23 protein-coding genes and 1 pseudogene are annotated in these 25,651 nt (G+C 70.4%); 14 read left to right on the forward strand and 10 right to left on the reverse strand.

What is annotated here, in order from left to right:
* Positions 1 to 27: 27 nt before the first annotated feature.
* The 4 genes from ACSUPV_RS28195 (at position 28) to ACSUPV_RS28210 (ending at position 3,725) form a co-directional block, all read left to right on the forward strand.
* Positions 28 to 423 (forward strand): hypothetical protein, encoded by a 396-nt coding sequence (locus ACSUPV_RS28195; RefSeq protein WP_037767849.1) that lies wholly within the window; start codon positions 28 to 30, stop codon positions 421 to 423.
* Entirely contained in the window at positions 392 to 1,942 is a 1,551-nt protein-coding gene (locus ACSUPV_RS28200) for a hypothetical protein (protein ID WP_359784118.1), read from the forward strand. The genes ACSUPV_RS28195 and ACSUPV_RS28200 overlap by 32 nt, the downstream gene beginning before the upstream one ends.
* A gap of 164 nt (positions 1,943 to 2,106) precedes the next feature.
* Positions 2,107 to 2,880, forward strand: a complete 774-nt coding sequence (locus ACSUPV_RS28205; RefSeq protein ID WP_031111884.1) for an IclR family transcriptional regulator — start codon at positions 2,107 to 2,109, stop codon at positions 2,878 to 2,880.
* Complete coding sequence (locus tag ACSUPV_RS28210) at positions 2,877 to 3,725, forward strand: SMP-30/gluconolactonase/LRE family protein (protein WP_436948802.1); 849 nt, start codon at positions 2,877 to 2,879, stop codon at positions 3,723 to 3,725. The genes ACSUPV_RS28205 and ACSUPV_RS28210 overlap by 4 nt, the downstream gene beginning before the upstream one ends.
* 317 nt (positions 3,726 to 4,042) lie before the next feature.
* On the opposite strand, the gene ACSUPV_RS28215 is transcribed toward ACSUPV_RS28210, so the two are convergent.
* The 3 genes from ACSUPV_RS28215 to ACSUPV_RS28225 all read right to left on the reverse strand — a co-directional run bounded on the left by ACSUPV_RS28215 (position 4,043) and on the right by ACSUPV_RS28225 (position 7,503).
* Entirely contained in the window at positions 4,043 to 5,443 is a 1,401-nt protein-coding gene (locus ACSUPV_RS28215; protein ID WP_382615349.1) for an FAD-dependent monooxygenase, read from the reverse strand.
* A 147-nt stretch (positions 5,444 to 5,590) separates the two neighbouring features.
* A complete protein-coding gene (locus tag ACSUPV_RS28220; RefSeq protein ID WP_436948803.1) occupies positions 5,591 to 6,895 on the reverse strand; it encodes an MAB_1171c family putative transporter in 1,305 nt (434 codons plus the stop codon).
* Positions 6,892 to 7,503 (reverse strand): hypothetical protein, encoded by a 612-nt coding sequence (locus ACSUPV_RS28225; RefSeq protein WP_031111890.1) that lies wholly within the window; start codon positions 7,501 to 7,503, stop codon positions 6,892 to 6,894. Before ACSUPV_RS28225 ends, ACSUPV_RS28220 begins: the two co-directional genes overlap by 4 nt.
* Before the next feature lie 232 nt (positions 7,504 to 7,735).
* Between ACSUPV_RS28225 and ACSUPV_RS28230 the strand changes: the two genes are divergently transcribed.
* From ACSUPV_RS28230 to ACSUPV_RS28250, 5 genes are read left to right on the forward strand one after another with little or no spacing between them, the layout of a single operon-like run.
* Positions 7,736 to 9,094 carry an extracellular solute-binding protein gene (locus ACSUPV_RS28230; RefSeq protein WP_436948804.1) on the forward strand — a complete coding sequence of 453 codons (1,359 nt, stop codon included), beginning with the start codon at positions 7,736 to 7,738 and terminating at the stop codon, positions 9,092 to 9,094.
* The gene (locus ACSUPV_RS28235; RefSeq protein ID WP_031111893.1) at positions 9,091 to 10,029 is read left to right on the forward strand and encodes a carbohydrate ABC transporter permease; all 939 of its coding nucleotides are present in this window, start codon (positions 9,091 to 9,093) and stop codon (positions 10,027 to 10,029) included. The genes ACSUPV_RS28230 and ACSUPV_RS28235 overlap by 4 nt, the downstream gene beginning before the upstream one ends.
* Positions 10,026 to 10,874: a carbohydrate ABC transporter permease gene (locus tag ACSUPV_RS28240; RefSeq protein ID WP_037767841.1), complete on the forward strand. Its 849-nt coding sequence runs from the start codon at positions 10,026 to 10,028 to the stop codon at positions 10,872 to 10,874. The genes ACSUPV_RS28235 and ACSUPV_RS28240 overlap by 4 nt, the downstream gene beginning before the upstream one ends.
* Positions 10,871 to 11,839 carry an arabinan endo-1,5-alpha-L-arabinosidase gene (locus ACSUPV_RS28245; protein WP_037767838.1) on the forward strand — a complete coding sequence of 323 codons (969 nt, stop codon included), beginning with the start codon at positions 10,871 to 10,873 and terminating at the stop codon, positions 11,837 to 11,839. Before ACSUPV_RS28240 ends, ACSUPV_RS28245 begins: the two co-directional genes overlap by 4 nt.
* A 21-nt stretch (positions 11,840 to 11,860) precedes the next feature.
* Complete coding sequence (locus ACSUPV_RS28250) at positions 11,861 to 13,381, forward strand: alpha-N-arabinofuranosidase (RefSeq protein ID WP_031111898.1); 1,521 nt, start codon at positions 11,861 to 11,863, stop codon at positions 13,379 to 13,381.
* A gap of 10 nt (positions 13,382 to 13,391) precedes the next feature.
* On the opposite strand, the gene ACSUPV_RS28255 is transcribed toward ACSUPV_RS28250, so the two are convergent.
* Entirely contained in the window at positions 13,392 to 14,504 is a 1,113-nt protein-coding gene (locus ACSUPV_RS28255; protein ID WP_037767836.1) for a hypothetical protein, read from the reverse strand.
* A 91-nt stretch (positions 14,505 to 14,595) separates the two neighbouring features.
* Positions 14,596 to 17,577 (reverse strand): beta-galactosidase, encoded by a 2,982-nt coding sequence (locus tag ACSUPV_RS28260; RefSeq protein ID WP_436948805.1) that lies wholly within the window; start codon positions 17,575 to 17,577, stop codon positions 14,596 to 14,598.
* Positions 17,578 to 17,860: 283 nt separating this feature from the next.
* Between ACSUPV_RS28260 and ACSUPV_RS28265 the strand changes: the two genes are divergently transcribed.
* A complete protein-coding gene (locus ACSUPV_RS28265) occupies positions 17,861 to 18,514 on the forward strand; it encodes a DUF4360 domain-containing protein (RefSeq protein ID WP_031111905.1) in 654 nt (217 codons plus the stop codon).
* Positions 18,515 to 19,116: 602 nt separating this feature from the next.
* Positions 19,117 to 19,260: pseudogene (locus ACSUPV_RS28270) on the forward strand (IS5/IS1182 family transposase); the annotation flags it as partial.
* 5 nt (positions 19,261 to 19,265) lie between these two features.
* Here ACSUPV_RS28270 and ACSUPV_RS28275 read toward each other — a convergent pair.
* Positions 19,266 to 19,553, reverse strand: a complete 288-nt coding sequence (locus tag ACSUPV_RS28275) for a hypothetical protein (RefSeq protein WP_051649289.1) — start codon at positions 19,551 to 19,553, stop codon at positions 19,266 to 19,268.
* Between the two features lie 268 nt (positions 19,554 to 19,821).
* Here ACSUPV_RS28275 and ACSUPV_RS28280 point away from each other — a divergent pair, with 268 nt between their 5' ends.
* On the forward strand, positions 19,822 to 20,226 hold the full coding sequence (locus ACSUPV_RS28280) for a hypothetical protein (RefSeq protein WP_436948806.1): 405 nt from the start codon (positions 19,822 to 19,824) through the stop codon (positions 20,224 to 20,226).
* A 151-nt stretch (positions 20,227 to 20,377) separates the two neighbouring features.
* Positions 20,378 to 20,929: a YciI family protein gene (locus ACSUPV_RS28285; protein WP_436948807.1), complete on the forward strand. Its 552-nt coding sequence runs from the start codon at positions 20,378 to 20,380 to the stop codon at positions 20,927 to 20,929.
* Between the two features lie 451 nt (positions 20,930 to 21,380).
* Here ACSUPV_RS28285 and ACSUPV_RS28290 read toward each other — a convergent pair whose 3' ends face one another.
* From ACSUPV_RS28290 to ACSUPV_RS28305, 4 genes are all read right to left on the reverse strand, one after another.
* Positions 21,381 to 23,264: a caspase, EACC1-associated type gene (locus tag ACSUPV_RS28290; protein ID WP_436948808.1), complete on the reverse strand. Its 1,884-nt coding sequence runs from the start codon at positions 23,262 to 23,264 to the stop codon at positions 21,381 to 21,383.
* Positions 23,261 to 23,722 carry an effector-associated constant component EACC1 gene (locus ACSUPV_RS28295; protein ID WP_436948809.1) on the reverse strand — a complete coding sequence of 154 codons (462 nt, stop codon included), beginning with the start codon at positions 23,720 to 23,722 and terminating at the stop codon, positions 23,261 to 23,263. The genes ACSUPV_RS28290 and ACSUPV_RS28295 overlap by 4 nt, the downstream gene beginning before the upstream one ends.
* Before the next feature lie 184 nt (positions 23,723 to 23,906).
* Complete coding sequence (locus ACSUPV_RS28300; RefSeq protein ID WP_031111916.1) at positions 23,907 to 24,089, reverse strand: DUF397 domain-containing protein; 183 nt, start codon at positions 24,087 to 24,089, stop codon at positions 23,907 to 23,909.
* Positions 24,086 to 24,928 (reverse strand): helix-turn-helix domain-containing protein, encoded by an 843-nt coding sequence (locus tag ACSUPV_RS28305; protein WP_031111918.1) that lies wholly within the window; start codon positions 24,926 to 24,928, stop codon positions 24,086 to 24,088. Before ACSUPV_RS28305 ends, ACSUPV_RS28300 begins: the two co-directional genes overlap by 4 nt.
* A gap of 130 nt (positions 24,929 to 25,058) precedes the next feature.
* Between ACSUPV_RS28305 and ACSUPV_RS28310 the strand changes: the two genes are divergently transcribed.
* Positions 25,059 to 25,538 (forward strand): ATP-binding protein, encoded by a 480-nt coding sequence (locus ACSUPV_RS28310; RefSeq protein WP_359794776.1) that lies wholly within the window; start codon positions 25,059 to 25,061, stop codon positions 25,536 to 25,538.
* The last annotated feature ends 113 nt before the right edge of the window (positions 25,539 to 25,651 follow it).

Consider the following 25,651-nt stretch of genomic DNA (forward strand, 5'->3'; position numbering starts at 1 on the left):
GCCTGTGTGAATCGATAGGCTCGTGTCATGAACGGGGTTCACGACGAGGAAGTCGACGAAGTCGAACGGCCGCTCAGTCGGCCGGTCCTGCTCCAACTGGGTGCGTCCGCACAGCACTTCTCGGCTCTGGAAGAGGTGCTGGCCGAGATCGACGTGCCGGGAGTGTCCCTGCACGAGGACGACCCGTCCAGCCTGGCCTTCCCGACCACCGGCTGGCAGACGATCGTCGTTTCCGTCGTCTCGGCGGGCGGGCTGAAGGTGGTGCGTGATGTGCTGATCGCGCACATCACCAGCAAGCAGGTGAAGATCAACGTCACGCGTTCCGACACGGAGAAGTCGGTGACCTTCGAGGGTCACATCGCCCATCACCGCGAGGTCGAGCAGCTTGTCCGTGAGATCACGGCTGAAGAGCCATCTGACTGAGTCCGCCACGACGGTGTTCCACAGCGGGCTCGGCAGGGTCGACCCGGTCTCGGTCCGTATCGAACTCACCCGCGACTTCGACGAGTCGGCCTCCTACGAGGACAGGATCGCCCTCCTCGCCGCGCTGCTGCACGAACGCCATCACTGGCTCCAGCACGTGGGCACCAGCACCGGCCTGTTCGGCACCCTGCTGCTCGAACTCCAGAACGCCATGATCGAACACGGTGTGCCACTGGAGGAGTTGCGGACGGAAGACCTGCCGCTGCTCCGGCAGGAGCACCGGTTCGCCGACGCCCTGGGCAAGTGGGAACGGCTGGAGGCCACCCGGCGGCTGTACTTCGGCTGCCGGCGGGGGGACCTGGACGCCCTGATGCGGGACGGCCGGGCTCCCCTGTGGGGCGAACTCGCACCGCTGGTCAGCGGCACGATGGGGAAGCTGCTCGCGGATTCCCCGTACATCGACAGATACCAGGCGTTCTTCGCCGACCGCGGCGGCCATCTCCCGGTCGACAAGACCTTCGTGACCGAGAGCGGATGGTCCGTCGGAGCGCGTCATCTGATGGAGGGTGCCGCCCGGCAGAGCGAGGTGTTCCGGCTCCTCCAGGGAGCGCTCGACGGGCACCGTCACTCCGGTGCGCCGGCCGAGGCGTTCCGCTTCAACCTCTCGGAGCACTACACAGGCGTCTACGGCGTGGCGCGCAAGCTGTTCGACAGCGTCGTCGGCGCCAGGACCGTAGCGGCGGACATCGGGTTCGCGTTCGCCTGCGACATGGGGCTCAACGCCCTCGCCCCGCCGCTCTACCCGCTCGTCCCGGTCAATCCGGGTACGTACTTCGCCCACGTCGTCCACAAGCTGGCGGACTTCCGTTTCGACCGTTGCCTGCACATCGTCGATCCCCCGCACGTCAGGGCGCTCATCGCGGAACTGACCGAGCACGTCGGCGTGGTCGGTGGCGCGTCACGGCGCATGACCGACCTGGATCTGAGACTCCCGCAGCGGTTCAAGCGGGAGATGGTGGACGGGGTCCTCGGCCATCTGCGCCCCGACGAGGTCGCGGGACAGCTCTTCACCCTCCCGCACGCCGACGCCGTGCCGGTCCCCAGCGGACCCTCCTGCCGACTGCGCTACCTCCTCGCCCTCACGGCGGAGGCGGAGCGCATCCGCGCCCGGTCGCCCGAGATCTTCGTCTTCCCCGCCGCCTCCTACCTGGACGACCGTACGGCGTTCCGCGCGCTGTTCGAGCGTATTCAGCCCCCGCTGCTCTCCTACGGCAGCCAGCAGTTCCGCGGGACCCGCCCGATCGCCGGGTGGCCGGACTTCTTCGTCGCCACCGGCATCCACTACGAGGTCATGCGCGGCCTCGTCATGCACGACGCCCGGACCCTGGGGATCAGCCTCGCACCCTTCGCCCGTCTCGCCCCCGGACTTCTCCGCATCGTCCTGAGGGGCGCCCTCCACGGGGCTCCTGTGGCCGACGTGATCCACGGGCACGCCGAAGCCGCCGCCGAACAGCGCTGAAAGGCCGCGTGAAGCGTGCACCAACGTGAGCTCATGTGCGCCGGGCCATTGCCCGGGCAAAAGGATATGTCTAGCCTGTGTTCGTCATGCCGATCGCCTGTTGATATCTCGAACATCGATATCCGGAACGCAGGCGCCTGAGACACATAGGGAGGGGGCCGGTCGTGGGACGCCTCGTACCAGCAGTGACCCGGGCTCTCGACATTCTCGAGCTCTTTCTCGACGGGGACGGGACGCTCTCCGCCCCGGACATCGTGCGCAAGCTCCAGCTGCCGCGCACCACCGTGCACGAGCTGGTGACCACGCTCGCCGCCCGGAAGTACATCGTCCCCGTGCCCGGACAGCCGGGACGTTACCGGCTGGGCGTGCGCCCGTACCAGCTCGGCGCCCGGTACGCCGAGCAGCTCGACCTCGCCGCCGAGGGGCAGCTGGTCGCCCGGTCCGTCGCCGAGACCTGCGACGAGACCGTGCACGTGGCGATCCTGGAGGACACGGACGTCATCTACATCGCCAAGGTCGACTCCACGCACGCCGTGCGGATGGTGTCGGCGGCCGGCCGCCGGCTGCCCGCCCACTGCACCTCCGTCGGCAAGATGCTGCTGGCCTCCCTTCCCGAGCAGGAACTCGCCGCGCGGATCCCCGACGGCGCCGAGCTGGTCGCGATGACCCCCAACAGCATCACCGACCCGGCCGCCCTGCGCGAGGCCCTGGCCGAGATCCGCGAGCGGGGCCTCGCCGTGGAGCGCCGCGAGTCCAACCCGGACGTGAGCTGCGTGGCCGCCCCGGTCCGCGACCGCACCGGGCAGGTCGTCGCCGCCCTGTCGATCTCCGTGCCCATGATCCGCTGGAGCGAGGAGCGCCGGACCGAGCTGGAGGAGCTCGCCGCGAAGGGTGCCGCCGAGCTGTCCGAGCACCTCGGTCACCGGAGCGTGGCATGACGACGCCGTACGAGGTCGCGGTACGGGCCGAGGCCGAGCTCGGCGAGGGGCCGACCTGGGACGCGGCGGCCGGCCGGCTCCTGTGGATCGACATCCTCGGCTCCCGGGTGCACACCTACGACCCGGCGACCGGGCACCGGAGCGTCCGCCGCACGGAACAGCACGTCGGCGCCGTGAAGCCGCGCGCCGGCGGCGGGCTCGTCCTGAACCTGCGCGACGGGGTGGGTCTCCTCGACCCGGACGGCAGCTTCCGCTGGCTGCAACACGAGCCCGTCCCCGGCCGCCGCGCCAACGACGCGGCCGTCGCACCCGACGGCGCGCTGTGGGCCGGCACGATGCGGTACGACGAGGCACCGGGGGGCGGCACGCTGTCCCGCGTCACCGGTGACGGCACGGTCGACGTCGTGCTCGACGACGTGGCCGTCAGCAACGGCACGGGGTGGAGCCCCGACGGGCGCCTCATGTACTTCATCGACTCCCCGACCCGGCGCGTCGACGTCTTCGACTACGCGGACGGGCGGATCTCCGGGCGGCGCACCCTCGCCGAGATCGAGGACGGCGCCGGCTTCCCCGACGGGCTGACCGTGGATGCCGAGGGGTGCGTGTGGGTGGCCCTGTGGCAGGGGTCGGCGGTGCGCAGGTACACCCCGCGGGGGCACCTGGACCGGGTGATCGAGCTGCCTGTGCCGCTGGTCACGGCGTGTGCGTTCGGTGGGGCCGGGCTGAGTGATCTGTACGTCACGACGGCGCGTACGGGCCTGAGCGAGCCGCCCGCGCTGGCGGGGTCGTTGTTCGTGGTCCCGGACGCCGGAAAGGGACTGGTACAGCCGACGTTCGCCGGCTGACCGGGGACGGGGACATGAGCGGGCGGCGGCCGGTCCCCGGGGTGCCCGACAGGTGAGTACGCCGACGGGGCACGGACCCACACGGGCCGCTGCCGCGCCGGCCGCCGATGATCCGGCTGGTGCCGTTCGACTTCCGCGCCGCCTGCCGACGAGCCGCCTGCCGACGCCCCGGGCCGTGCGGCGCGGCTGCCGCGCCGGCTGTCGACGGCCCGGGCCGTGCCACTCGGGCGGGCCCGCCCGGCGAGGTGCCGGCCCGGCCCCGGGCGCCCCTGCTCAGCGCCCCGGCGAAGTACCGGACCGGCCCGAGCCCCGCTGGGTCAGCGCCCCGTCCGGTCCAGCCGTCGCAGGATCGTCCGTTCGTCCTCCGTCAGCGGCGCCCCCGCCGCCGGCGGCAACGGCGGCCCGCTCAGTGTCGCCAGGACCGTCGAGGGCCGCAGCAGCCGTGTCGGGCCCGTCGTCATGCTCATCACGTCCCAGACCGCCGACGCCGCCGTGTACGAGCCGGTCGCCGTGCGGATCATGCGGCGGGTGTAGGCGGTGACCAGACGGTCGGCGACCCCGGGCGAGCCGCCGCGCGTCCCGGGGTACCAGACGTCCTGGCTCACCGCCATCGTCCACGCGGCCTCCACCGATCTGGCCGCCCGCCCTTGCACGCGCCGGGCGAGCCCGGGCGCGTCGAGGCCGGACCGCCGCAGCTCGCGGTCCAGCTCCCGGGCGCCCAGCGCGGCCACCGACATGCCCTGCCCGTAGGCGGGGTTGAACGTGGCCAGCGCGTCACCGAGGACGACGAGGCGCTCGGGCCAGGAGCGCACCTTCTCCAGGTAGCGGCGATGGTTGCTGGTGCTGCGGCTGACATGGACGTCGGTGAGCGGTTCCGCGCCGGAGATCAGCCGGCCCACGATGGGGTCGGGCAGGTCCAGGGTGTACCGGAGGAACGCGTCCGGGTCGGACGGCGGTTCGCCACCGCCCCGTGTGCCGGCGAGGCTGACCATCCAGCGGTCGCCCTCGATCGGCAGCACCATGCCGCTGCGGCCGGGCCGTCCCTGATACGGATCGGCCTGCACGATGGTCAGGGGGAAACGCCCGGCCCCCTCGGGAGTGCGGTAGAGGCGGGTGGCGTTCACCAGGCCGGCGTCCACCGTCTTCTCGCGCACGTCGTCGACGCCCAGCCCCGCCAGCCAGGTCACGATCCGCGAGCCGCGTCCGCTCGCGTCCACCACGAAGTCCGCGGCGAGTTCCTCCTCCCCGGCGGCGGTCGAGAGGCGGACCCCGGTCACCCGCTGCCGCGACCCGGTCAGCTCCAGCACCCCCGCCTTGCGGACCACCACCCCGGTGTTGTCCAGCACGGCCCCCCGCACCGCCCAGTCGAGCAGGGCCCGGGTGCAGGTCAGCATCCGCGGCCCGGGGTGGCGCCAGCGCCGGAACCAGCCCTCGGGCGTGAGGGCGACCATGCCCGAGCCGAGCGGTATCTCGTGCGCGCCGGCGGCGAGCAGGTGCTTGCGCATGCTGACGCCCGGCACCAGCTCCTCCATGGGGGCCAGGCCGCCGGCCATGAGGAGGTGCGCGTGACGTCCCTGCGGCAGGCCCTTGCGGTGCTCCGGCCCCTCGGGCAGATCGTCGCGGTCGAGCACGACCACCTCGTCCGCGACGGCGGACAGGGCCGCCGCGGCCAGCATGCCGGCCAGCCCCGCACCGATGACGACAGCTCTACGCGACATGCGACTCCTCGCACTCAGCCATGAAGGCTCCTTCGCCCTGCGGGCATTCCCCGTCGTCCGGGCACGGCCGTGCGGCCCCCAACACCGTCCACCGACAGCGGTTTTCGAGCCATGCGGGCCTCGTCCCGGACGGCTCTCACCGTACCTTCACGCACCGTGCGCGCGGCTCCCCGTGCGGGACCCGTCGGGAATCGGCCGGGTGGCCCCGGGGAGGTGGTCGGCCGGTGAGTGCGGTGCTTCCTCCGTGTGGTCACGCGCCAGGGCGCGGATCGCCCGGAGGTCCTCCGTGCGGCGCAGGGCCCGGGACAGGGCGCCGATCTCGCGCAGCAGCTCCGTGGTGTCGTGGGCACCGGTGCCGTCGTCCTCCCGTGTCCGGGGCCCGGCGTCGGCCGCGTCCTGGATCCCGGCGGTGGCGGCGAGCACCTTCGCCACTTCGGGCGGGTGGCCGAGGGCCAGGGCAGCGGCGTGGAACCGTTCGCGCCGGTCGTCGTCGATGTGCCGGGCGAGCGGCAGCAGCACGTCGCGGATGAACGTCTCCCGGCGGACCAGTCGCAGTTCCGGCGTCGCACGCAGCAGGAACGGAACCCCTCTGCCGTTGACCGTCTTCATCAGCAGGTACAGGGGCCGCAGTTCGTGGTGGGCGAGCCGGACGTGCCAGCGGCCGTGCAGGTACTGCCCGGCGTGCGGGAGGATGAAGCCGATCGCGATGAGCACGGCGGACAGGCAGGCGAGCGGCGGGGCGACGGCCGTGCTCAGCCAGTCCACGTCCCGCCCGGACCAACGGGCCACCACGGCACTGATCTTGGCGGCGTCGAAGAGCAACTGCGCCGCGTAGCCGACGCCGAGGAACTTCAGTCCCCAGCGCAGCAGCGAGTCGAGTCCGTCGGTGCGCACCCAGTTCCAGATCAGCCCGTTGGTGACCAGTGCGGCCGCGGTGTGCGCGAGCAGGTAGAGCACGATCAGTTCGCGCATGTAGGGGGTGTTCGCGTAGTACGTGTCGAGATCCCGCAGCCGCTCCACCGGCACGTCCGCGAGAGCGAACAGCACCCACATCGCGACGATCACACCCGAATAGACCGCCACGACCCCGCGCATCGCGCGCCGGGTGCGGTCCGAGCGGTCGGACGGGCCGTTGCGCCAGGAGATGATCAGCAGCAGGCAGAAGGCGCAGAACGCGGTGAGCAGCGAGTAGACCCAGGGTCCGGAGAAGTTGGCCACCCCGGTGAGCCGGTTGACCCGTGCGATCGTCGACGGCGCCACGAAGACGAAGACCGCGCAGGCGAGCAGCAGCAGCCCGCCGACCGCGCGCAGCATCGGGTCCTTCCAGAGCCGGATGATGCTCGGCAGCTTGATGGCCAGGGCGGCGGCCAGGACCCCCGCGGGGATCCACCAGAAGTTCGGATAGAACTGGTTGACGAACTCGACCGGGGTCAGTGCCACCACCGTCCTCACGGTGCCGCACCTCCTCGCGGCCCCCGGTAGTACAGCGACCGCTGCACGGGGTCGAGGGGCACCTCCGGTCCGCGCCCGCCCGGCAGCAGCGCCCGACACCCTGCCGCCAGCCGATGGCCGAAGGCGTCGGCGTCGGCCTCGTCCCGTTCCCGGGAGCCGTTGCGGGCGGCCACCGCCAGGGCGACGTCGTCCCACCCCGGCCGGTCGGCGAAGGCGTGGGCCGCCGCCGCGCCCAACCCGTGGTGATGCCCGTGCCCGGCGTGCAGATGCCACAGCTCGTGCCCGAGGATGACCAACTGCTGCACGGCCTCGGCCCGTTCTTCGACGATGACGAGGTCGAAGTCCTGGAACTCCACCCACAGTCCGGTCACTTCTATCTCGTCGGGGAAGCGCTCGAAACGCAGCTCGACGGGCCGTCCACCGCGCCGCGCGCTCATCTCCTCGCACAGCGCCCGGCACAACGACCGTACGTCGGTGGGGGGCTGGGGTCTCGCCCGGACCGCCGCGGCCAGTTCGGCGGCCAGGGCGCGCATGGCGGAGCCACGGCGCGAGCGCCTGAGCGCGGCGGTGACTCGGGCGGCCATCGTCCGCGCGCCCGCGATGTCCATCGCTCCCCCTTCTCACCGCCGGCCGACGGCTTGGCAGCGCGTCCGAGACTACGCGCCCGAAAGTGTGCGCGTCATGCGATCCGATGTCCGTAGTTCAACGGGGAACGACCGAAGTCGCCCAAAAGTCCTGCCCGAACTTCGTGCACGACCCATTGACGCGCAAGCGCTTCGACTTTACGGTCCGTTCGAAGTTACGAGCGCTATTCGGTATATCGAACAGTAAGGGCAGGGCATGGGACGACCTGACCTGAATCGCAGGCAGCTTCTCGGTGGGCTCGGCGGGCTCTTCGTCGCGAGCGGCTTCGGCTTCGCCGCACTCGGCACGGGCGCCGACGCACTCGCCACCGACGCCGACACCCGCGTGCGCTACTGGAACCTCTTCAGCGGCGGCGACGGCTACAACATGATCGCGATGCTGAACTCCTTCCGTGAGGACCATCCGGCCGTCGCGGTGAAGGACTCCACCCTGCAGTGGGGCAGCCCCTTCTACACCAAGCTCGCCATGGCCGCCGCGGGCAACCGCGCACCCGACCTCGGCGTCATGCACATGGGCCGGGTCACCGGCTTCTCGCCCGGCCGCCTCCTGGACGCCTGGGACACCGACCTGCTCGCCAAGTACGGCGTACGAAAGCAGGACTTCAACCCGCAGCTGTGGAACCGCGGCGTCATCGACGGCAAGCTCTACGCCGTCCCCCTCGACATCCACGTCCAGCTCTGCTTCTACCGCAAGGACGTGCTGAAGAAGGCGGGGCTGCTCGGTGACGACAGCCGGATCGTGCCCGTGACCTCGACCGAGGAGTGGTTCGACGTCCTCAAGGAGGCCAGGAAGGCCACCAAGAAGGGACTCCAGACCATCGGCCTGTGGAACAGCGACCAGAACTTCCAGTGGTGGTTCTTCGTCGCCTTCTACACCCAGCTCGGCGGCACCTGGTTCAACGACGCCGACACCGATGTCACCTTCGACACCGGCAAGGCCACCCAGGTCCTGGAGTTCCTGCGCCGGCACATCACCGACGGGTACGCCAACCCGGCCTTCGCGGGCCCCGCCGGCGCCGAACAGTTCGTCAACGGCTCCCCCTTCGTCTGGGAGGGCAACTGGTCGGTGCCGGTCTTCGACACCGCGAAGGTCGAGTACGGCGCGACCCCGCTGCCGCCCGTCTTCGGCAGGCCCGCCACCCACGCCGAGTCGCACGCCTTCGTCCTGCCCCACCAGTCCGACCGCGGCGGCCCCGCCAACGAGGGCGCCCACCAACTCGCCGCCTACATCGTCAGACACGCTCAGCAGTGGGCGCTCGGCGGCCACATCCCCGCCTACCGGCCCGTCCTGTCCACGGCCGCGTACAAGAAGATGAGCCCCCAGAACGAGTACGTCTCGGCCATGGACCACCAGGCCACCGAGCCGAAGGTGTGGTTCGCCGGATCCACCGGCATCCTCGCCCAGCGCGTCGGCCCCATCGTCGTCTCCTCCACGATGGGCTCCGCCAGGCCGGAGACCGCCGCCCGTCGGATGAAGAGCGAGCTCATCAGGCTGCTCGCGACGAAGAACCCGATGGACGGCAGGACCGCCGCGCAGGGAGGTGCGGTCGCATGACCACCAGCGCCCAGACCGTCATCGCACCGGTGCGCGCGGGGACCGCCGCCGACAGCGTCACCGCACGCCGCAAGCAGGGCTTCCAGCACGGCGGCTGGTTCGTCGCCCCGTTCCTCGTCCTGTTCGCGCTCTTCGTGATCTGGCCGCTGCTGCGCGGCGTCTGGCTCAGCTTCACGGACGCCAACATCTCCGGCGACAGCGCGAGCTTCGTCGGCCTCGACAACTACCGCGAGGCCCTCCAGGACCCCCTGGTGTGGGACACGCTCGGCCACAGCGCGTACTTCACGCTGCTGGTCGTGCCCTGCATCACGGTCCTCGCCTTCCTCCTCGCGATGCTCGCCCACCACATCGAGCGCGGGAAGTGGCTGTGGCGGCTGTGCTTCTTCGCCCCGTTCCTGCTGCCGTCCACCGTCGCGGCCAACCTGTGGCAGTGGCTGTTCAACCCCGGCACCGGAATGATCAACTACGTCTTCGGCATCGAGACGCCGTGGCTGACGGACAAGTCCTACGCCATGCTCGCAGTGGTCATCTGCACGCTCTGGTGGACGGTCGGCTTCAGCTTCCTGCTGTACCTCGCCGCGCTCCAGGGCATCCCCGGCCACCTCTACGAGGCCGCCAAGCTCGACGGCGCGAACGCCTGGCACCGCATGGTCCACATCACCCTGCCGATGCTGCGCAACATCACCGGCCTCGTCATCGCCCTGCAGATCCTCGCCTCGCTCCAGGTCTTCGACCAGGCCGTCGTGATGATGGACTTCCTCCCCGGGCCGGAGGGATCGACCCGCACCTTCGTCCAGTACACCCTCGAAGAGGGCTTCACCAGCTACCGCGTGGGCTACGCCTCCGCGATCTCCGTCATCTTCTTCGTGATCATCGCGGCGGTCGCCCTGGCGAGGATGTGGCTGCTGCGCAACCGTGAGGAGAGCGCCCGATGAGCACGGCCGCACAACCGCGCAAGCCGTGGACCCCCAGCCAGATCGTCTTGACCCTCCTCGGCACAGCCGTCTCGGCCGCCTTCCTGGCCCCCTTCGCCTGGGCCCTGTTCACCTCCCTCAAGTCGGAGACGGAGGCGGTGCAGGTCCCGCCCCACTGGCTCCCGGAGGACTGGACGGGCCAGGCCTGGAAAGCCCTCTTCGAGACCGGCAACATCACCAACTGGTTCGTCAACTCCGTGGTCGTCTCCGTCTGCGTGACGTCCGTGGTGCTGCTGGTGAGCGCACTCGCCGGCTACGGCTTCGCCCGCACCGAGTTCCGCGGCAAGAGCGCTCTGATGGGCCTGGTCATGGCGGGCCTGATGATCTCGCCCGCCGTCCTCGGCGTGCCGCTGTTCACCACCGTGCAGCAGATGGGCATGGTCGACACCTACTGGGGCATGATCCTGCCGCAGTGCGCGCCCGCCGCGATGGTCTACATCCTCTACAAGTTCTTCCAGGGCATCCCGCGCGAGCTGGAGGAGGCGGCGTTCATCGACGGCGCCGGACGCTGGCGGGTGTTCTTCACCATCGTCCTCCCGCTCTCCCGTCCCTCCCTGGCCGCGGTCGGCATCTTCACCTTCATCGCCTCGTGGAACAACTTCCTGTGGCCGTACATGGTGACCAACAACCCCGACCTGATGACCATGCCGAACGGCATCGCGACCGTCATGAACTCCTACGGCATCCAGTGGGCCCAGCTGATGGCCGGCGGCCTGATGGCGGGCCTGCCCCTGATCATCGTGTTCGTCTTCTTCCAGCGGCAGATCGTGGCGGGCGTCGCCCACACGGGATTGGCGGGCCAGTGAGCGTACGCAGAGCGATCACCGCCGTGGGGGCGGCGCTCCTCCTCGCTCTCCTCCCCAACACAGCCCAGGCGAGCACCGGTTACCCCGACCCCCAGCCGATCACCGGCCAGCAGATCATCCACGACCCCACGGTGATCCGCCTCAAGTCCGGCGGATACGTGGCCTATTCGACGGGCGGCGTCATCGGCGCCCGCACGTCGAAGGACACAAAGCGGTGGGACGACGCGGGTAACGCCTTCGCCACGCCCCCGAGCTGGTGGTTCGAGTACAACGACACCGGCGACCCGTGGGCCCCGGACATCTCCTACCGGGCGGGCCGGTACTGGCTGTACTACGCCGTCTCCTCCTGGGGCACCAACCACTCCGCGATCGGCGTCGCCACCTCCCGCACCGGCCTGCCCGGCACCTGGACCGACCACGGCAAGGTCTTCAGCTCCGAGACCACCGACACCTGGAACGCCATCGACCCGGCGATCATCGAGGACCGAGGCCGGCTGTGGATGTCCTTCGGCTCCTACTGGACCGGCATCCGCATGATCGAGCTGAACCCGGTCACCGGCAAGGCCCTCCCCGGCGCCGACGTCCACCACCTGGCCACCCGCCCCGACGCTCCGTACGCGGTGGAGGGCCCGTACATCGTCCGGCACGGCCGCTACTACTACCTCTTCGCCTCCTACGACGCCTGCTGCTCCGGCGTGAACTCCACGTACAGGATCAAGGTCGGCAGGTCGACGAGCGTCACGGGCCCGTACGTGGACAGAACTGGCAAGTCGCTCCTGGAGGGGGGCGGTGACCTGCTGCTGGAGGGTCATGGAAGATACATCGGTACGGGAGGCCAGTCGGTCTTCCGGGACCGGGGCCAGGACTGGCTGGCGTACCACTACTACGACGCAGAGGACAACGGCACACCGAAGCTGGGCCTGAACCGGCTCGCTTGGGTGCATCACTGGCCTGTTGTCAAGTAATCCCGTTTTGGAAAGGCCCCCATGAGCAAGCCCACCGCCCGCTTCACCCTCGACCCCGCTTTCACGGTCGGCGAGGTCAACCCCCGCCTCTTCGGCAGCTTCGTGGAACACCTCGGCCGCTGCGTCTACACCGGCGTCTTCGAACCCGACCACCCCACCGCCGACGCCAAGGGCCTCCGCCAGGACGTCCTCGACCTCGTCCGCGAACTCGGCGTCACAGCCGTCCGCTACCCCGGCGGCAACTTCGTCTCCGGCTACAAGTGGGAGGACTCGGTGGGCCCGGCGGAAGACCGCCCGCGCCGCCTCGACCTCGCCTGGCACTCGACGGAGTCCAACCGCTTCGGCCTCTCCGAGTACATCGACTTCCTCCGCAAGATCGGCCCCCAGGCCGAACCGATGATGGCCGTCAACCTCGGCACACGCGGCGTCGCCGAGGCCCTGGAACTCCAGGAGTACGCCAACCACGCCGGGGGCACCGCCCTGTCCGACCTCCGTGTCGCGCACGGCGACAAGGACCCCTTCGGCATCCGCCTGTGGTGCCTCGGCAACGAGATGGACGGCCCCTGGCAGACCGGCCACAAGACCGCCGAGGAGTACGGCCGCCTCGCCGCCGAGACGGCCCGGGCCATGCGCCAGCAGGACCCCGGCGTCGAACTCGTCGCCTGCGGCTCCTCCAGCCAGTCCATGCCCACCTTCGCCGAGTGGGAGGCCACGGTCCTCAAGGAGACCTACGACCTCGTCGACTACATCTCCCTGCACGCCTACTACTGGCCCGAGGACGGCGACCTCGACTCCTTCCTCGCCTCCGCCGTCGACATGGAGTCCTTCATCGACAACGTCGTCGCGACCGCCGACCACGTCGGCGCCCGGCTCAAGTCGAAGAAGAAGATCAACCTCTCCTTCGACGAGTGGAACGTCTGGTACCTGCCCGAGTGGGAGGCCCGCGCCAAGACCTTCGAGCAGGACGACTGGCCCGAGGCGCCGCGCCTGCTGGAGGACAACTACAGCGTCACCGACGCCGTCGTCTTCGGCTCGCTCCTCATCGCCCTGCTCCGGCACGCCGACCGCGTCACCGTCGCCTGCCTCGCCCAGCTCGTCAACGTCATCGCGCCGATCATGACCGAGCCGGGCGGCCCGGCCTGGCGGCAGACCACGTTCTTCCCCTTCGCGCAGGCCTCGCGGTACGGCCGCGGCCAGGTCCTGGACGTCCGCGTGGACTCGCCGACGTACGAGACGAAGAAGTACGGCGAGACCGACCTGCTGCACGCCACCGCCGTGCGCGCCGAGGACGGCACGGTCACCGTCTTCGCCGTCAACCGCAGCCGCACCGACGCCCTCCCGCTCGAAGTCGCCCTGAGCGGCCTCGACCTGAGCCGCGTCGTCGAGCACAGCGCCCTCGCGGACGCCGACCCGGACGCCCGCAACACCCTCGACGACCCCGAGCGGGTGGCCCCGCACACCGTCGACGGCACGGCTCTCCAGGACGGCACGCTGAACGCCGTCCTGGAGCCGCTGTCCTGGAACGTGATCCGGCTGGCGTGACCGGGCCCGGTCAGCGTTCGATGCGCGGCAGGGCGGTCGGGGACGGCGAGGTCGAGGTCGTCCCCACCGCCCAGTACCCGCCCGAACCCGGCACCTTCGCCAGGGCGTTCATGACGACGGGGGTCGTGGCCAGCGGCCCCCGCTCGCTGACCCAGGCCGTGCCGTCCCAGCGCAGGTAGTGGGCCCGGGTCTGGTCCCAGAAGTCCCACCCGGCGATCCGGTCGGGCCGCCCCTGCGCGTCGCCCACGATGCCGGACAGCATGCCGACGCCGAACGGTGCCTTGACGTACTCCCAGGAGCTGCCGTCCCCGTGCAGCAGCCGGACGGCCGGAGGCTTGCCGGGCGGGCCGCCGATGCCGTAGTCGTAGCCCGTCATCCAGATGTCGTCGCGGGCGACCGGGAGCAGCCCGGTGAAGCCGGCGCGGACGCCGCCCGGCGACGGCAGCACGGTCCACGCGTCACCGTCCCAGCGGGCGACGAGCTCGCTGCCGTAGACCCAGATGTCGCCGCAGAGCGAGCGGTGGATGTGGTAGGGCGGGACGGTGGTGGTGACCGGGGGCGGCTCCAGCCAGGTCCACTTGCCCCGGTGCCCGTGCAGCAGCACCGAGCCGTCACCGGTGCGGCCGGAGACCCACACGTGGCCCCGCGGGCCGGTCGTGACGGCGGCGAGGGAGGTCCCGGCCGTCCCGCGCCCGGGGTAGTCGGTCTCCCGCCAGGTCGATCCGTCCCAGGCGAGGAGCCGGGCGGTGCCGGAGGTGTCGGCGCCGACGGCCCAGGCGGAGCCGTCGGACGTGGCGGCCACGGAACCCAGGTAGCCGTTGAAGCCGGCGCGGGTGCGCTGCCAGGCCGTGCCGTCCCACACGAGGGCCAGCGCCGCCCCCCGGACACTGCCGCTGAGGCCCTCCTCGCCCACGGCCCAGGCGAGGCCGGGGCCCGCGGCCGCCACGTCGCGCAACTGCGCCGCCGGGGTGGCCTCCGGGGCGGTGACCGCCTCCCACTCGCGTGGTGCGCCGCCGTCCCGGACGGCCGCCGCGGCCGGTCGGGCGCCCGCCGGGACGAGCCCGAGCCCGGCCCCGGCCCCGACCAGTCCGCCTAACCCAGTGATGAAACGCCGTCTTCGCACGAGGTTCCCCTCCCTGTCGAAAAGCCCTGAAGGGCCCACACGGTGAACCAGCGTCCCGGAGAAGACAAGGCACGGGTACGGCTCGATCCGGTCACACCGGCTTGACGGGCACCCCTCCGGCCGCCGCGCCCAGCACCGTCAGCCGCACGTCCCGCGGCCCCGACGGTGTGGTCCCGTCCGACAGCACCGCCAAGGCCAGTGTGTTGGCGCCACGTGTGCGCAGGATCCCGTTCGGCAGCACGAACGTGTGCTGCGGCCCTACATCGTTGATGTACTGCCCCATGTTCCAGCCGTTGAGGAAGATCTGGACGCGGTAGGCCCGCCCCGGGTCGTCGTCGAGGACGAGTCCGACGGAGGCGTCCACGCCCGGGTCGACGTCCAGCCGGAAGCGCGTGCGGTACCAGGTGACGCCCTGCCTCCGGTCGGCCCGGGGGGAGTCGGTCCCGTCCCAGTCCCCGTCGTCGTGCTCCGGCAGGTGCCAGCCCTCGCGCTCCCCGTACAGCCCACCGTTGTTCATCGGCCCGCGCACGGGGTCGGGGGTGGAGGCGCCCTGGATCCGCCACGTCACCTCGGGGGAGGCGCCCTCGAAGGTGACGGCGGTCAGTCCGCGCGCGGCCTTGTGCGTGTCGAGCGCCCTGCCGTCCATGTCGTGCTGCATCGGCCGGACGAGCACGGACAGCACATGCCGCTCCCGGCGCTCCTCCCGGCTCTCCTCCCGGAATCGCTTCCGCATGTCCTCCGGCAGCCGGAAGGTGGCCCGCGCGGTCCACGTGCCCTGCCGCGCCCGCTCCTTGTCCGGCACCGGCATGCGGTGCGTGCCCAGCGGCTCGCCGTCCAGCCAGGCCATCAGCAGGCCCTGCGTGCCCGTGCTGTAGGAGAGGGAGACGGAAGCGAGGGCGCTGTCGTCCGTCCACTCGCCGCGGTACCAGACGTCGCCGTAGTGGAAGCCGTAGTCGTCGGCGAACAGGACGGGCTGTCCGTCGGGCACCGGGGTGGTGCTGAAGGTGGTCTTCCGGTCGGCCGTCGTCCAGTCCGCGTCGTCGAAGTCCGGCTCGGCCTCCGGGTTCTCGGTCCGCCGCCGCCAGCCGTCCAGGGCGGGCAGGGCCGGCCGGGCCACGCCGGGCAGCGGCTTCAGCGCCAGCAGGCTGCCGGAGGCGCTGAAGCGGCAGGGCACCGGGCGTCCGTTCCAGGTGACGTGGGTGATCCCGCGCGGCCCCCACACCTCCAGGCCGGTCGCGCCGATGGTGTCGCCGGTGAGGTGGACGGTGGAGCCGCGCAGTTCGGCCGAGCGCAGCAGGGCCGGGCCGTAGACGAGGAGCGGGCCGGACGGCGTCTCCCAGGGCCACAGCCGCAGGGCGGTCGCGTCGTCCGCGAACAGCACCAGCATCGGCGTGTCCACGCCGTCGCCCTCGACCCGCACCCGGCTCAGCCCGCCGGCGCCGAGCGGCGCCGTGATGTTCAGCTTGCCGAGGTTGTAGGCCCAGGCGGGCTCCGCGTCCAGCCGCATGGGCGTCGGTTCGTCCGCGCACTCCAGCACGACCTGCGCCATCTCGCCCCGGCGGCCCGCGAAGACGGCGATGTCCTGCCGCCCGGCGGTCAGGCTCACCATGGGCTGCACGGTGGAGTGCACCAGCGTCCGCTTCCCGAGCTTCAGCCCGGCGGCGAGCAGCTTGGCGTCCCGCGCCGGGACGGTGACCGGCACGTCGATCCCGGCGTCCGGCAGCGTCGTGGAGACCGCCTCGCCGGAGTCGTTGCGCAGCACGTAGACGTGGGCGCCGGTGTCCGGGTTGACCAGGTGGTAGACCTTGATCCGCTCGTCGGTGGCGCGCACGGCCTTCGCCCGGTTCAGCTTGGCCAGGTCGGGCACGTGCCGCAGCAACTGCCCGATCTGGTGCATCGGGGCGAGCTTCGGGGTGGCGTTGCGGGCCTCGTCGAAGGCGGCCCCGTAGTCGTACGACGTGTAGACCGCCGGCGCGGGCAGCCAGCCCCAGGAGGTGCCGCCGAACGTCATGTAGACGTTGTGCAGCGTGATGCCGTTGGCGAGGTTGGTGAGGTAGAAGCGCCGCTCGTACGCCGCGTCCCGGGTCCGGCGCGCCTCGGCGTACCCCTTGCCGTCGAACCAGGACCCGCCCCACGGGTCGAACCAGCCGCCGCCGAACTCCGGCACGAACCCGGGGGTGCGCGGACTGGCCGTGGCCCCGCTCTTCACCCCGCCGGTCCCGAAGTGCCCCCAGTCGGGCGGCACCTCGTCCGGCTCCGGGTACCCGTCGAACCCGTACAGCCAGCGCCCCTTCTCACCGCCGGTGCCGAACGACCCGGGCGCCCAGTACCCGTTGCGTCCCTTGTCGTTGTGGAACAGCGGCACGTCGATGCCGTCGGCGCGGACCTTCTCGTACAGGTACGACATGTAGGCGCGCCCGGTCGGGTCGTCCACGTGCGCGTCGTACTCGTTCTCGATCTGGTACAGCAGGACCGTGCCCGTGCCCCGCGTGAACAGCCGCTTGGCGACGATGGCGTTGACGGCGGTCAGCCACTCGTCGACGTACCGCAGATACGTCGGGTCGGAGGTGCGGGCCCTGCCCTCGGTGGCGGTCAGCCAGCCGGGGAAGCCGCCGGCGTCGACCTCGGCGTTGATGTACGGGCCGGGCCGCAGTATGACGTACAGGCCGGTCTCGGCGGCCGTGCGCAGGAACAGGTCCAGATCGCGCACCCCGGAGAAGTCGTACCGCCCGGGGGCGGGGGAGTGGTAGTTCCACGCGACGTACACGCTCACGGCGTTGTAGCCGTGCGCCCGCATCTTCTCCAGCACGTCCCGCCACAGCGACGGGCTCGGCAGCCGGAACGGGTGCATCTCGCCCGACCAGAGCACCAGGCGTCGGCCGTCGATCACGAGGGAGTACCGGTCGAAACCGATGGTGTGCCGTCTGCCGTCCGCGCGTGGCACGGGGGGCGGCGGGCCGGTGGGTACGCTCCGTGCCGGGTTGGGGGAGGTCGGCGACCCGCTGCCGGTCAGCGCGAAGCCGAGCGCGGCCGTACCGGCGAGGGCGTGGAAGGTACGCCTGCTGAGCTCCAAGGGAGCGCCTCCTGTTGTGCTGCACGTGATCCTCATCGCGTGGAAGGCACCTTATGCGCCCGGGGGCATGGCTCGCCCGGCGGGCACGGCGGCTGTGAATCACCGCCGGTGTGAATGGCCGGAGAGCGACCTGGCCGGACCCCGTTCCGCTGCGTACGATGCGACCGCTCCCGACCTTCACAGCTCCTCCATGAAATGGTCACAGGTCGGGGGTGCGTGTGCCGTGATCTTGACATGCACATGCCCGCAACCTTTCCACCCCCCACGAACGGATGGGAGAACCATGGCCGGTGGCCTGCTCCTGAGCGGCGCGATCGCCGCGCTGCTCACCAGCGCACTTCCCGCGCAATCCCCGTCCTCCGGGTTCGTCGACCCGCCCCCGGACAAGATCGTCATCAAGGTCGCCACGGTGAACGGCTCCGGCTGCCCGCAGGGCACCACCGCGGTCGCCGTCTCCGAGGACAACACGGCGTTCACGGTCACCTACAGCGACTACCTCGCGCAGGCCGGCGGGGGCTCCGACCCGACCGCGTTCCGCAGGAACTGCCAGCTCAGCCTGATCGTCCACGTGCCCCAGGGCTTCACGTACGCCATCGCCAGCGCCGACTACCGGGGCTTCGCCTCACTCCAGCGCGGCGCGAGCGGCTCCCAGCGGGCCTCGTACTACTTCCAGGGCTCTCCGAGCACGGTGACCAGGAACCACCCCTTCAACGGCCCCTACAACGACAACTGGCAGGCCACGGACGAGACGGACTGGGCCCAGCTGGTCTACGCGCCCTGCGGAGTCCAGCGCAACTTCAACATCAACACGGAGCTGCGGGTCAACGCCGGTACGCAGGCGGCCGACAAGGTCAGCTTCATGACGATGGACTCCACGGACGGGGACATCAGCACGGTGTACCACATGGCGTGGAAGGAGTGTCCGAAGAAGTCCTGACGGTGCACAGGGGGCGGCCCACCGATGCGGTGGGCCGCCGTCAGTCCCGGGCAACGGGAAGCCGGGAAGCTCTCAGGCCATCAGCGGCTCGACGTCGACCCCGGACTCCAGGCCGCCTGCCGGGTCAGCCTCACGGCCTGCTCTACGCCACAGGTGGCGGGGTCACCGAAGACGAACTCGCCGCCCTGTCGGGGCATGAACGGATAAGGAGTCGCGGGCCCTACTTGCCTTTTGGCGGCCGCGGTGGCGGTGGTGATGGCGGTGGTGGCGGAGCGGGTGGCACAGTTGTGTGCTTCCCCTGGCGGGGACTCAGCAGGGAAGGGAACAGGAAGCCCACGACGCTTCCGGCCGCAGCGCCGACCAGAAGTGCCAGAAGGGCGTTCCAGCCGACTCCGGAGTCCAAGTACTCCAGTGGCCCCGCGACGATGGCTCCGAAGGCACCCAGGGCGAGTGTGCCGCGCCGACGACGCTGCAGGCTCGACCGATCTCGCCTCATGGCCCGCTCCTTTCTGATCCGTGGGGTCTCGTAAGTCGCTCTACCCGAGAACACGTCCGAGCCAGGATCCAGCGCGACTGGATCCGAGCGTTCCCAGCCCCGTTCCCCGCCTGCGGACCACACTGTGGCCGAGCGGTCGAAGAACTGTCGGTACTCCACCAAGCACCAGGCCGTCATCGACGGCGACACCCTCACGATCGCCGACGGCGGCTACCCGGACGGACTTGTCATCCCGCACCGCCGTAAGCGCGCAGGTCAGGCCGGATCAGGATTAGCCAGCCGCGGAGGCCTCTGATGTCCGCAATCCAGCCGGGTGCCGTCGGCATCAACTACTACGCAGTCGAGAACGACCTTGGCGGGGTCACCGTCCTCGTAAAGCCACACGGTGATGCAATCCGTCGAGACGTAGGTGTCGAACCAGACGTCGATCCCTTCGGTCTCCGGGCCGACGGTGAAGGCCTCTCCAGGATTCAGCCAGTAGTCCTCGCCGTACGGTTCGATGAAGAGACAGAGTTCGCTGGCGCCCATGTTCTTCACAGGCATCCTGCTGCGTGCCACGGGGCCCCAAGGATCGACAACCTCACGAAGGTCTACAGAGTAGCTTCGGCGTCCTGACCACCCCTGGGAGCTGTTGAGAGCTTCAACGGGGGCTTTCGGGACAAGCTGCAGGGTGGACCTCTTGAGTTTCGGTTCCATAGGTTTCCGTCCGCGTATAGAAGAGCGTTGCTTCGCGGGATGAAGGATGGCACTCTTCTCCGAGCTGAATCCCGTGAGTACCTTCAAGGTCTGAGGAGCCGGACTGAGCGAAGAGGTGGAAGGAACACCGGAAAGTGCTTCGTTCCTGTCCGCCAAGGGGGCGGTCGATGCGGTGGACGCCCTGGTGGAGGGGTTTGTCACGGAACAGCGTGCCCAGTCCATCGCTGCGGAATATCCCGAGGTGGCGGAGTCCGTCGTCGCCTGGATTCGGGAAGCGGCTTGTGCACGCCACTGGCCCAGAGTGGAGAGGCTCGCCAATCTGGCTGCCGCTCTGCAGGCTCCTGGTCTGGGTGAGACGCTTCGGGAGATCCTCGACGCGGATGTCCCGGAAATCAACAACGAAGATCTCGTGGATATCCTCGGTCAGATCCGGGCGACGGATGCAGCCGCCTCCCTCTACCGCGCGGCCGAACGGTCCGTGCAGGTCGACGCACCGCGTACTGGCTGTGCCAGAAGGTAATTGCTTCCCAGGCCTGACGTTGTCCGATGGCATGCGGCGGTCGAGTTGGGTGCTGAGGAGGAGCTCGGCTTCGACGAGGGGCGAATGCTGGAATAGCGTGGGGTTCGTGCCTCGTGGGGGTGTCTCCGGGCCGTGAGGAACAATCCTGGTCATGGAGTTCTTCTGTTACCACCGTGACCGGGCCGGCTCTCTGCCGCTGCGTGTGGAGTTGGGGGAGGCGCACTGGGCCTATATGGACCAGTACGAGGCGGAGTTGATCGCCCGTGGGCCGACCTTCGGCGCGGATGGGGAGACGCCCACCGGGAGTGTGCACATCGTCGACCTGCCGGATACCGCCGCCGCCCGTGCGTTCGCCTTCGACGAGCCCAACTACCAGGCGGGGGCGTACCGGGACGTGCTGATCCGGCGGTGGCGGAATCTGCTGGGGCGGACCATGTGGGAGTTTCCCGGTGGGCGGACTGGCGGGAATCGGTACCTCGTGCTCGGGTTCGGCTCGGGGGACGGTGTCGACCTCGATGTGCCGGGCGACTTGAGGGAAGACCTGATCGCGTACGGGCCGCTGCTGTCCGACGACGGTGCCGTGTGGGTGGGTACGGCGGCCCTGGTGCGGGCGGCGGATGCGGAGGCGGCGGGTGCGGTGCTGACCCGGGCGCGGTATGCCGAGGTAGAGGTGCACGACTGGGAGTTCGGCGGGCGGCGGTGAGGGACGGGGCGACGGGGTTCAGCCCTGCCCCGCTTATGGGTGCTGGTAGGGCCGCCCGCTTCCTGGGCAGTGTCGTGCTTCCGCGAGCCGAGTAAAGGGCGCTGCGCGTCGCCTTCGGCGATGGCCCTGTGGGCCACCCTTGACTCGGCTCACTGAAAGCGGGAGCCAGGGCCGGTTGGGCCCCCGAGTGGGCCGAGAGGCCGGTCGGGGTTTCGGGGCGCGGCCGCGCCTCGCCGGCACGCCAGGTGGCCCAGGCGGCGGGGTCGCCGAAGACGAACTCGCTGCCGTGCTTGGGCGGTCGGCCGCCCTTGGCGTCGTAGACCCGAGGCGGGGCGGCCGGCGCATCACCCGGTCCGAGCGCAGGCGCCCAAAGGATCAGTGACCTTTATGCGGGGTGCCCCAACCTCCTTGTGGAGTCGATGGTGCGGGCCGCTCTGTCGGCCGGTCGGTTTCAGGAGAGGTCGACCGCGAGGGTGTAGAAGCGGGTCGTCTGGTCCTCGCGGCTGTTGTCGTCCGACACGAGGTACAGCGCGCGGCGGCCCTCGTGCTTGCCCGCGGTGAGGCGCGGGCCGAGGGCCATCCCCTCGGCGTTGTCGAGGAGGGGGTTGCTCTGTGGACCCTTGGCCCTGGCGCCGGACGGTGGGCAGCCGCCCACGTCGACCAGTTCACGTTTGGGCGCGAAGGCGCCGGCCGGTTGGGCCGCCAGGGACGGGACCCGGGTGACGTCCGGCAGCCCCGCGAACGATGTCTCGTAGACCTGGATGCTGTTGCCCTGTCCCTTGACGAAGCCGCGCTCCAGAGCCAGGAAGCGTTCCCCGTCCCCGATCGGTACGAGGTCCGCGAGCCGCAGCCCGGAGTCCGTCTCGTAGGCGATCTCGCCGTCCAGGGAATATCGGCCGCCCGGCTGCCCGGTGTAGCGCAGGACGCGGATCAGATTGCGTCCCTGGTGCGTGCCGTCGCGGCTGAGCGGGGCCTCCAGGCCGACGTAGAGGTGACGGCCGTCCGGGGTGAGGGCCAGCGACTCGAAGATGGAGTTCGTCGTCGTCTGGCCATCCGGCGCGGTCCGGAAACGTTCCGGCACCGGGAAGTCCGCCAGTTTCTCGCCGGTCGTGAGGTCGAAGCGGCTGACGGACGGCCCGGCTTCGGAGGCCACCAGGACGGTGCTGCGGTTCTCTTCCAGGGCGATGGCCTCGCCGTCGAAGTCCTGCGGGCCGAAGGCGCGGCCCCCGCGGTCGGTGAGGCGCGTCATCGCTGCGGGCCGGGGTGTGGGCTTCCCGCCCGGTTCGCCGAGCGACAGGGTGTACAGCACGGGCTGCGCGCTGTCGCTCAGCGACAGCGCGGTCGAGGGTCCGGTCAGGGCGAGCGAGGACAGGCCGTGGATCTGCTGCCCCTGGAATCGCGCCTTGTCCAGTGCGTCGGAGAAGCCGAGCAGCGAGGCTCGCGGCGAACAGACGTCGGACGGGATCCTGCCGCTGTCCGCGGCCAGCGTCACGCCCGGTACGACGGCCGTGGCGAGGGCGGCGGCGACGTACCGCCGCCAGGGCGGGGGCGGCGGGGGAGAGGTGGAGAGCAGCGGGGCGGCGAGGTTGCGGACGAAGGGCAGCCGGCTGATCCGGCCGTTGTCCTGCTGCTGGGGTCTGGGACGCCCCCGGCGCTCCAGAGCGTCCTGGACCTGCTGGTAGATCATGTCCAGGCTCAGGTACGGCGCGGCCTTCTGCCCGTCCGCGCCCGGGATCCCCTGCCGCAGCACGCGCACGAACTCGCCCGTGAACGCCGTGCACTCCTCCTTGCGGGGCGCGAGCGCCTTGGCGTTCGCCTCGGCGGACGTCAGCAGATAACTGTCGGCCATGCCCGGTGCCGCCACCGTCCGCAGCGAGGTCACCGGGCCGGCCATGTCGCCGACAGCGCGTCCGCTGTAGCAGCAGTCCAGGATGATGACGCGGCGACGGGCCCGGCTGTGCTCCAGGATCGCCTCCCGCAACTCGCTGTACAGCACCCCCGTGTGCCGGCGGTCCTCCCGCGACCCGACCATGGCCAGCCGCAGCGCGCCGTGCCGGTCCAGGAAGCCGTGCCCGGCGTAGTAGACGATCAGCGTGTCCCTGGTCTCCGCCCCGGCCGCGTCGACGACCGGGTCGATCAGCTCGTCCGCCTTCGTCGGATCGGGCACGGTGACGCACCGTGCCGCGGGCAGGCCCCAGATGCTCCGGTCCGTCAGCGCCTCCTTCAGCCGCGTCAGGTTGTTCGCCACGGTCGGCAGCTTCGGCATGTGCCGGTAGGAGCTGACGCCGATGAGAACGGCGGCGGAGGCGTGGGGGTCGGGGAGAGAGCCGGTCACCGGCGGTCGCCTTCGGGCGGCTGGTCGTCGGGGTGACGGTCGGTGCCATCGGGGTCGTCAGGACGGTACGGCGATGTTCCGTCCAGCCTCTCCAGGGCCCGCAGGAACGCCTCCACGTCCTCCGGGTCGGCACCTGCCGACAGGGTCATGCGGGTGCCGTCGCGTTCGACGACCACGGACGACCGTGGCCGCTGGGCCCGCCGCCAGGCGAGGATCGCGATGCCCAGAGAGGCCATCTGGAACCCGGTGTCGAGGGCGAGCGCCAGGATGTCGACGAGGTCACCCATGGTGGTGTCGGAGGTTTCGTCCTCATCGTCCACGCCTTCGTCCGCGCCATGCTCTGCACACAGCGCGATGTCGGCATGGAGGCGCAGTTCGCGGTCCCTGATCAACCAGTCGTAGAGCTGCTTGAGTTCGCCGCCGTCGGGATCCTCGGGCAGCCGAAGTCTGACGTCCATGCCCTTCCTTCGCCCCCTGCCGGGTCGGGTCACGGTGGGATCGAAACGGGGTCAACCTCCTCGCGCGGTACGGAGCTTGCTCCACTCCCAAGCATACGTTCGTACGCCCCGGGGCGCCGCCACCGCGCACACGCTCGCGAACACGCGCCGACGGGTGGTGCCATCGCAGTGCTGTGGGGGGCAGTTACTTGGCGGCGTGCGTGAGGAAGGCGGACCAGGCGGTGGGGGAGAGGTGCAGTTCAGGACCCTGACGGTTCTTCGAGTCCCGGATGTGGATCGTGTCCGGGGCCGTCGCGACCTCCAGGCAGTCGCCGGAAGCGCTGCTGCTGTAACTCGACTTGTACCAGGCCAGTTCGCTGGTGTTCATAGCTCTCCTCGCATGCGCTGCAACAGGCTCACGGAGTCTTCGAGGGAGAGAGCCTGTGCACGCATCCTGGCATACCTCCTCTGAAGCACGCTGACCACTTTCCGGTCGGTGATGAGCTGGCCGCTCTCTTGCCCTTCGAGGTAGGCGAACCACTGGTTCTCCGGTGTCTCCAGCAGATGGAACGGGCCTTGGAGTCCCGTGTGGGATTCGCGTACGAGCGGCATCACTTGGATTTCGACGTTGCGTAGCTGGGAGATCTCCAGCACGTGCTCGATGAGATCCCGCGTCACTGCCCTGCCGCCTGTGCGTCGCAGGAACGCGTGCTCCTCGACGATGAAGCTGAACGCGGTGTTCGGTCGCTCCCAGAGCAACATCTGCCGCTCGGCTCGTGCTGCCCATCGTTCCTCGATCTGCTGGTCGGCGAGGGGCGGCAGGTTGTCGGCGGCCAGCGCCCGCACGTAAGCCTGCGTCTGCAACAGGCCGGGGACCATACGGCACTCGTAGGTGCACATGGTGATCGCGGTCCGCTCCAGTGCGGCCCACCGCCGAAACCAAGCCGCCAACCCCGGCTGCCGCTCCAGGCACCCCGCCGCCCTCTGCAACGCCCCCGTCCTCCCGAACACCTCCTCCGCGCGCTGCACGAACTCGGCATCCGGCATCCGCCGACCCAACTCCACCGACGCCACCGTGTGTTTGGAGAACCGCACGAGCTCCCCGAACTCCTCCCTGCTCAACCCCGCGTGCTCGCGCAAGCCCTGGACCACCGCTCCGAACGTCCGCAGACTGTCCGACGACTCCGGCTCGCCACCCGTGTTCGTCCCCACCACGCCATCGACCACCGTCGGTCACCTCCCGCAGGCAGGGTTACGGCTAGTCACCGGTACTGTCCAGTCCGTGACCGCGTACGCTGCCGCAGCGTACGCGGCGTCAGCCTGGAGAATCGCCCTTCCCGGCCGCCAGATTGGGCGCATGACGCCACAGTTTCTCTCCCAAAAACCGGTTACCGTACGTGTGTTCAGGCAGCGACTCAGTTCCACCCCGCGCGGTGCCCGCCTCGCCCGCAGCCTCACGCTGAACCAGTTGCACAGCTGGGGCATCCCCTACGGGACGGACGTCTCCGACGCGGTCGGCGCGATTGTGGCCGAATTGGCGGCCAATGCCGTGACCCACGGGCGCGTGCCGGGGCGGGACTTCGAGCTGCGGCTGGCGCTCGTCACGGGCAGCGTGCGGGTGGAGGTGACCGACACCCGGAGCGGGCCGCCGTATCCGCCCGCCAGGGGTGCCGTACGACCGCCTCGCCCCCTCGACGAGCGCGGCCGGGGCTTCGTCCTGGTCGACGCGCTCGCCGACCGCTGGGAGGTGCTCGACCGCGAGCCCCTGGGCAAGACCGTGCGTGCCGAGGTCGACGTGCCGGGGTGGTTGGCGCTGCGCGGCGAAACCGGCGCTTGACGACAGGTGCTGCGCGGACCATTGACGCGCAAGGGGTTCGATTCTACGGTCCGTTCGAACTTGCGATCGCTGTTCGAGATGTCGGACGGCGTTGTCACCCCCACCGCAAGGAG

Source organism: Streptomyces sp. SudanB52_2052, assembly GCF_964272415.1.
GTDB lineage: Bacteria > Actinomycetota > Actinomycetes > Streptomycetales > Streptomycetaceae > Streptomyces > Streptomyces olindensis.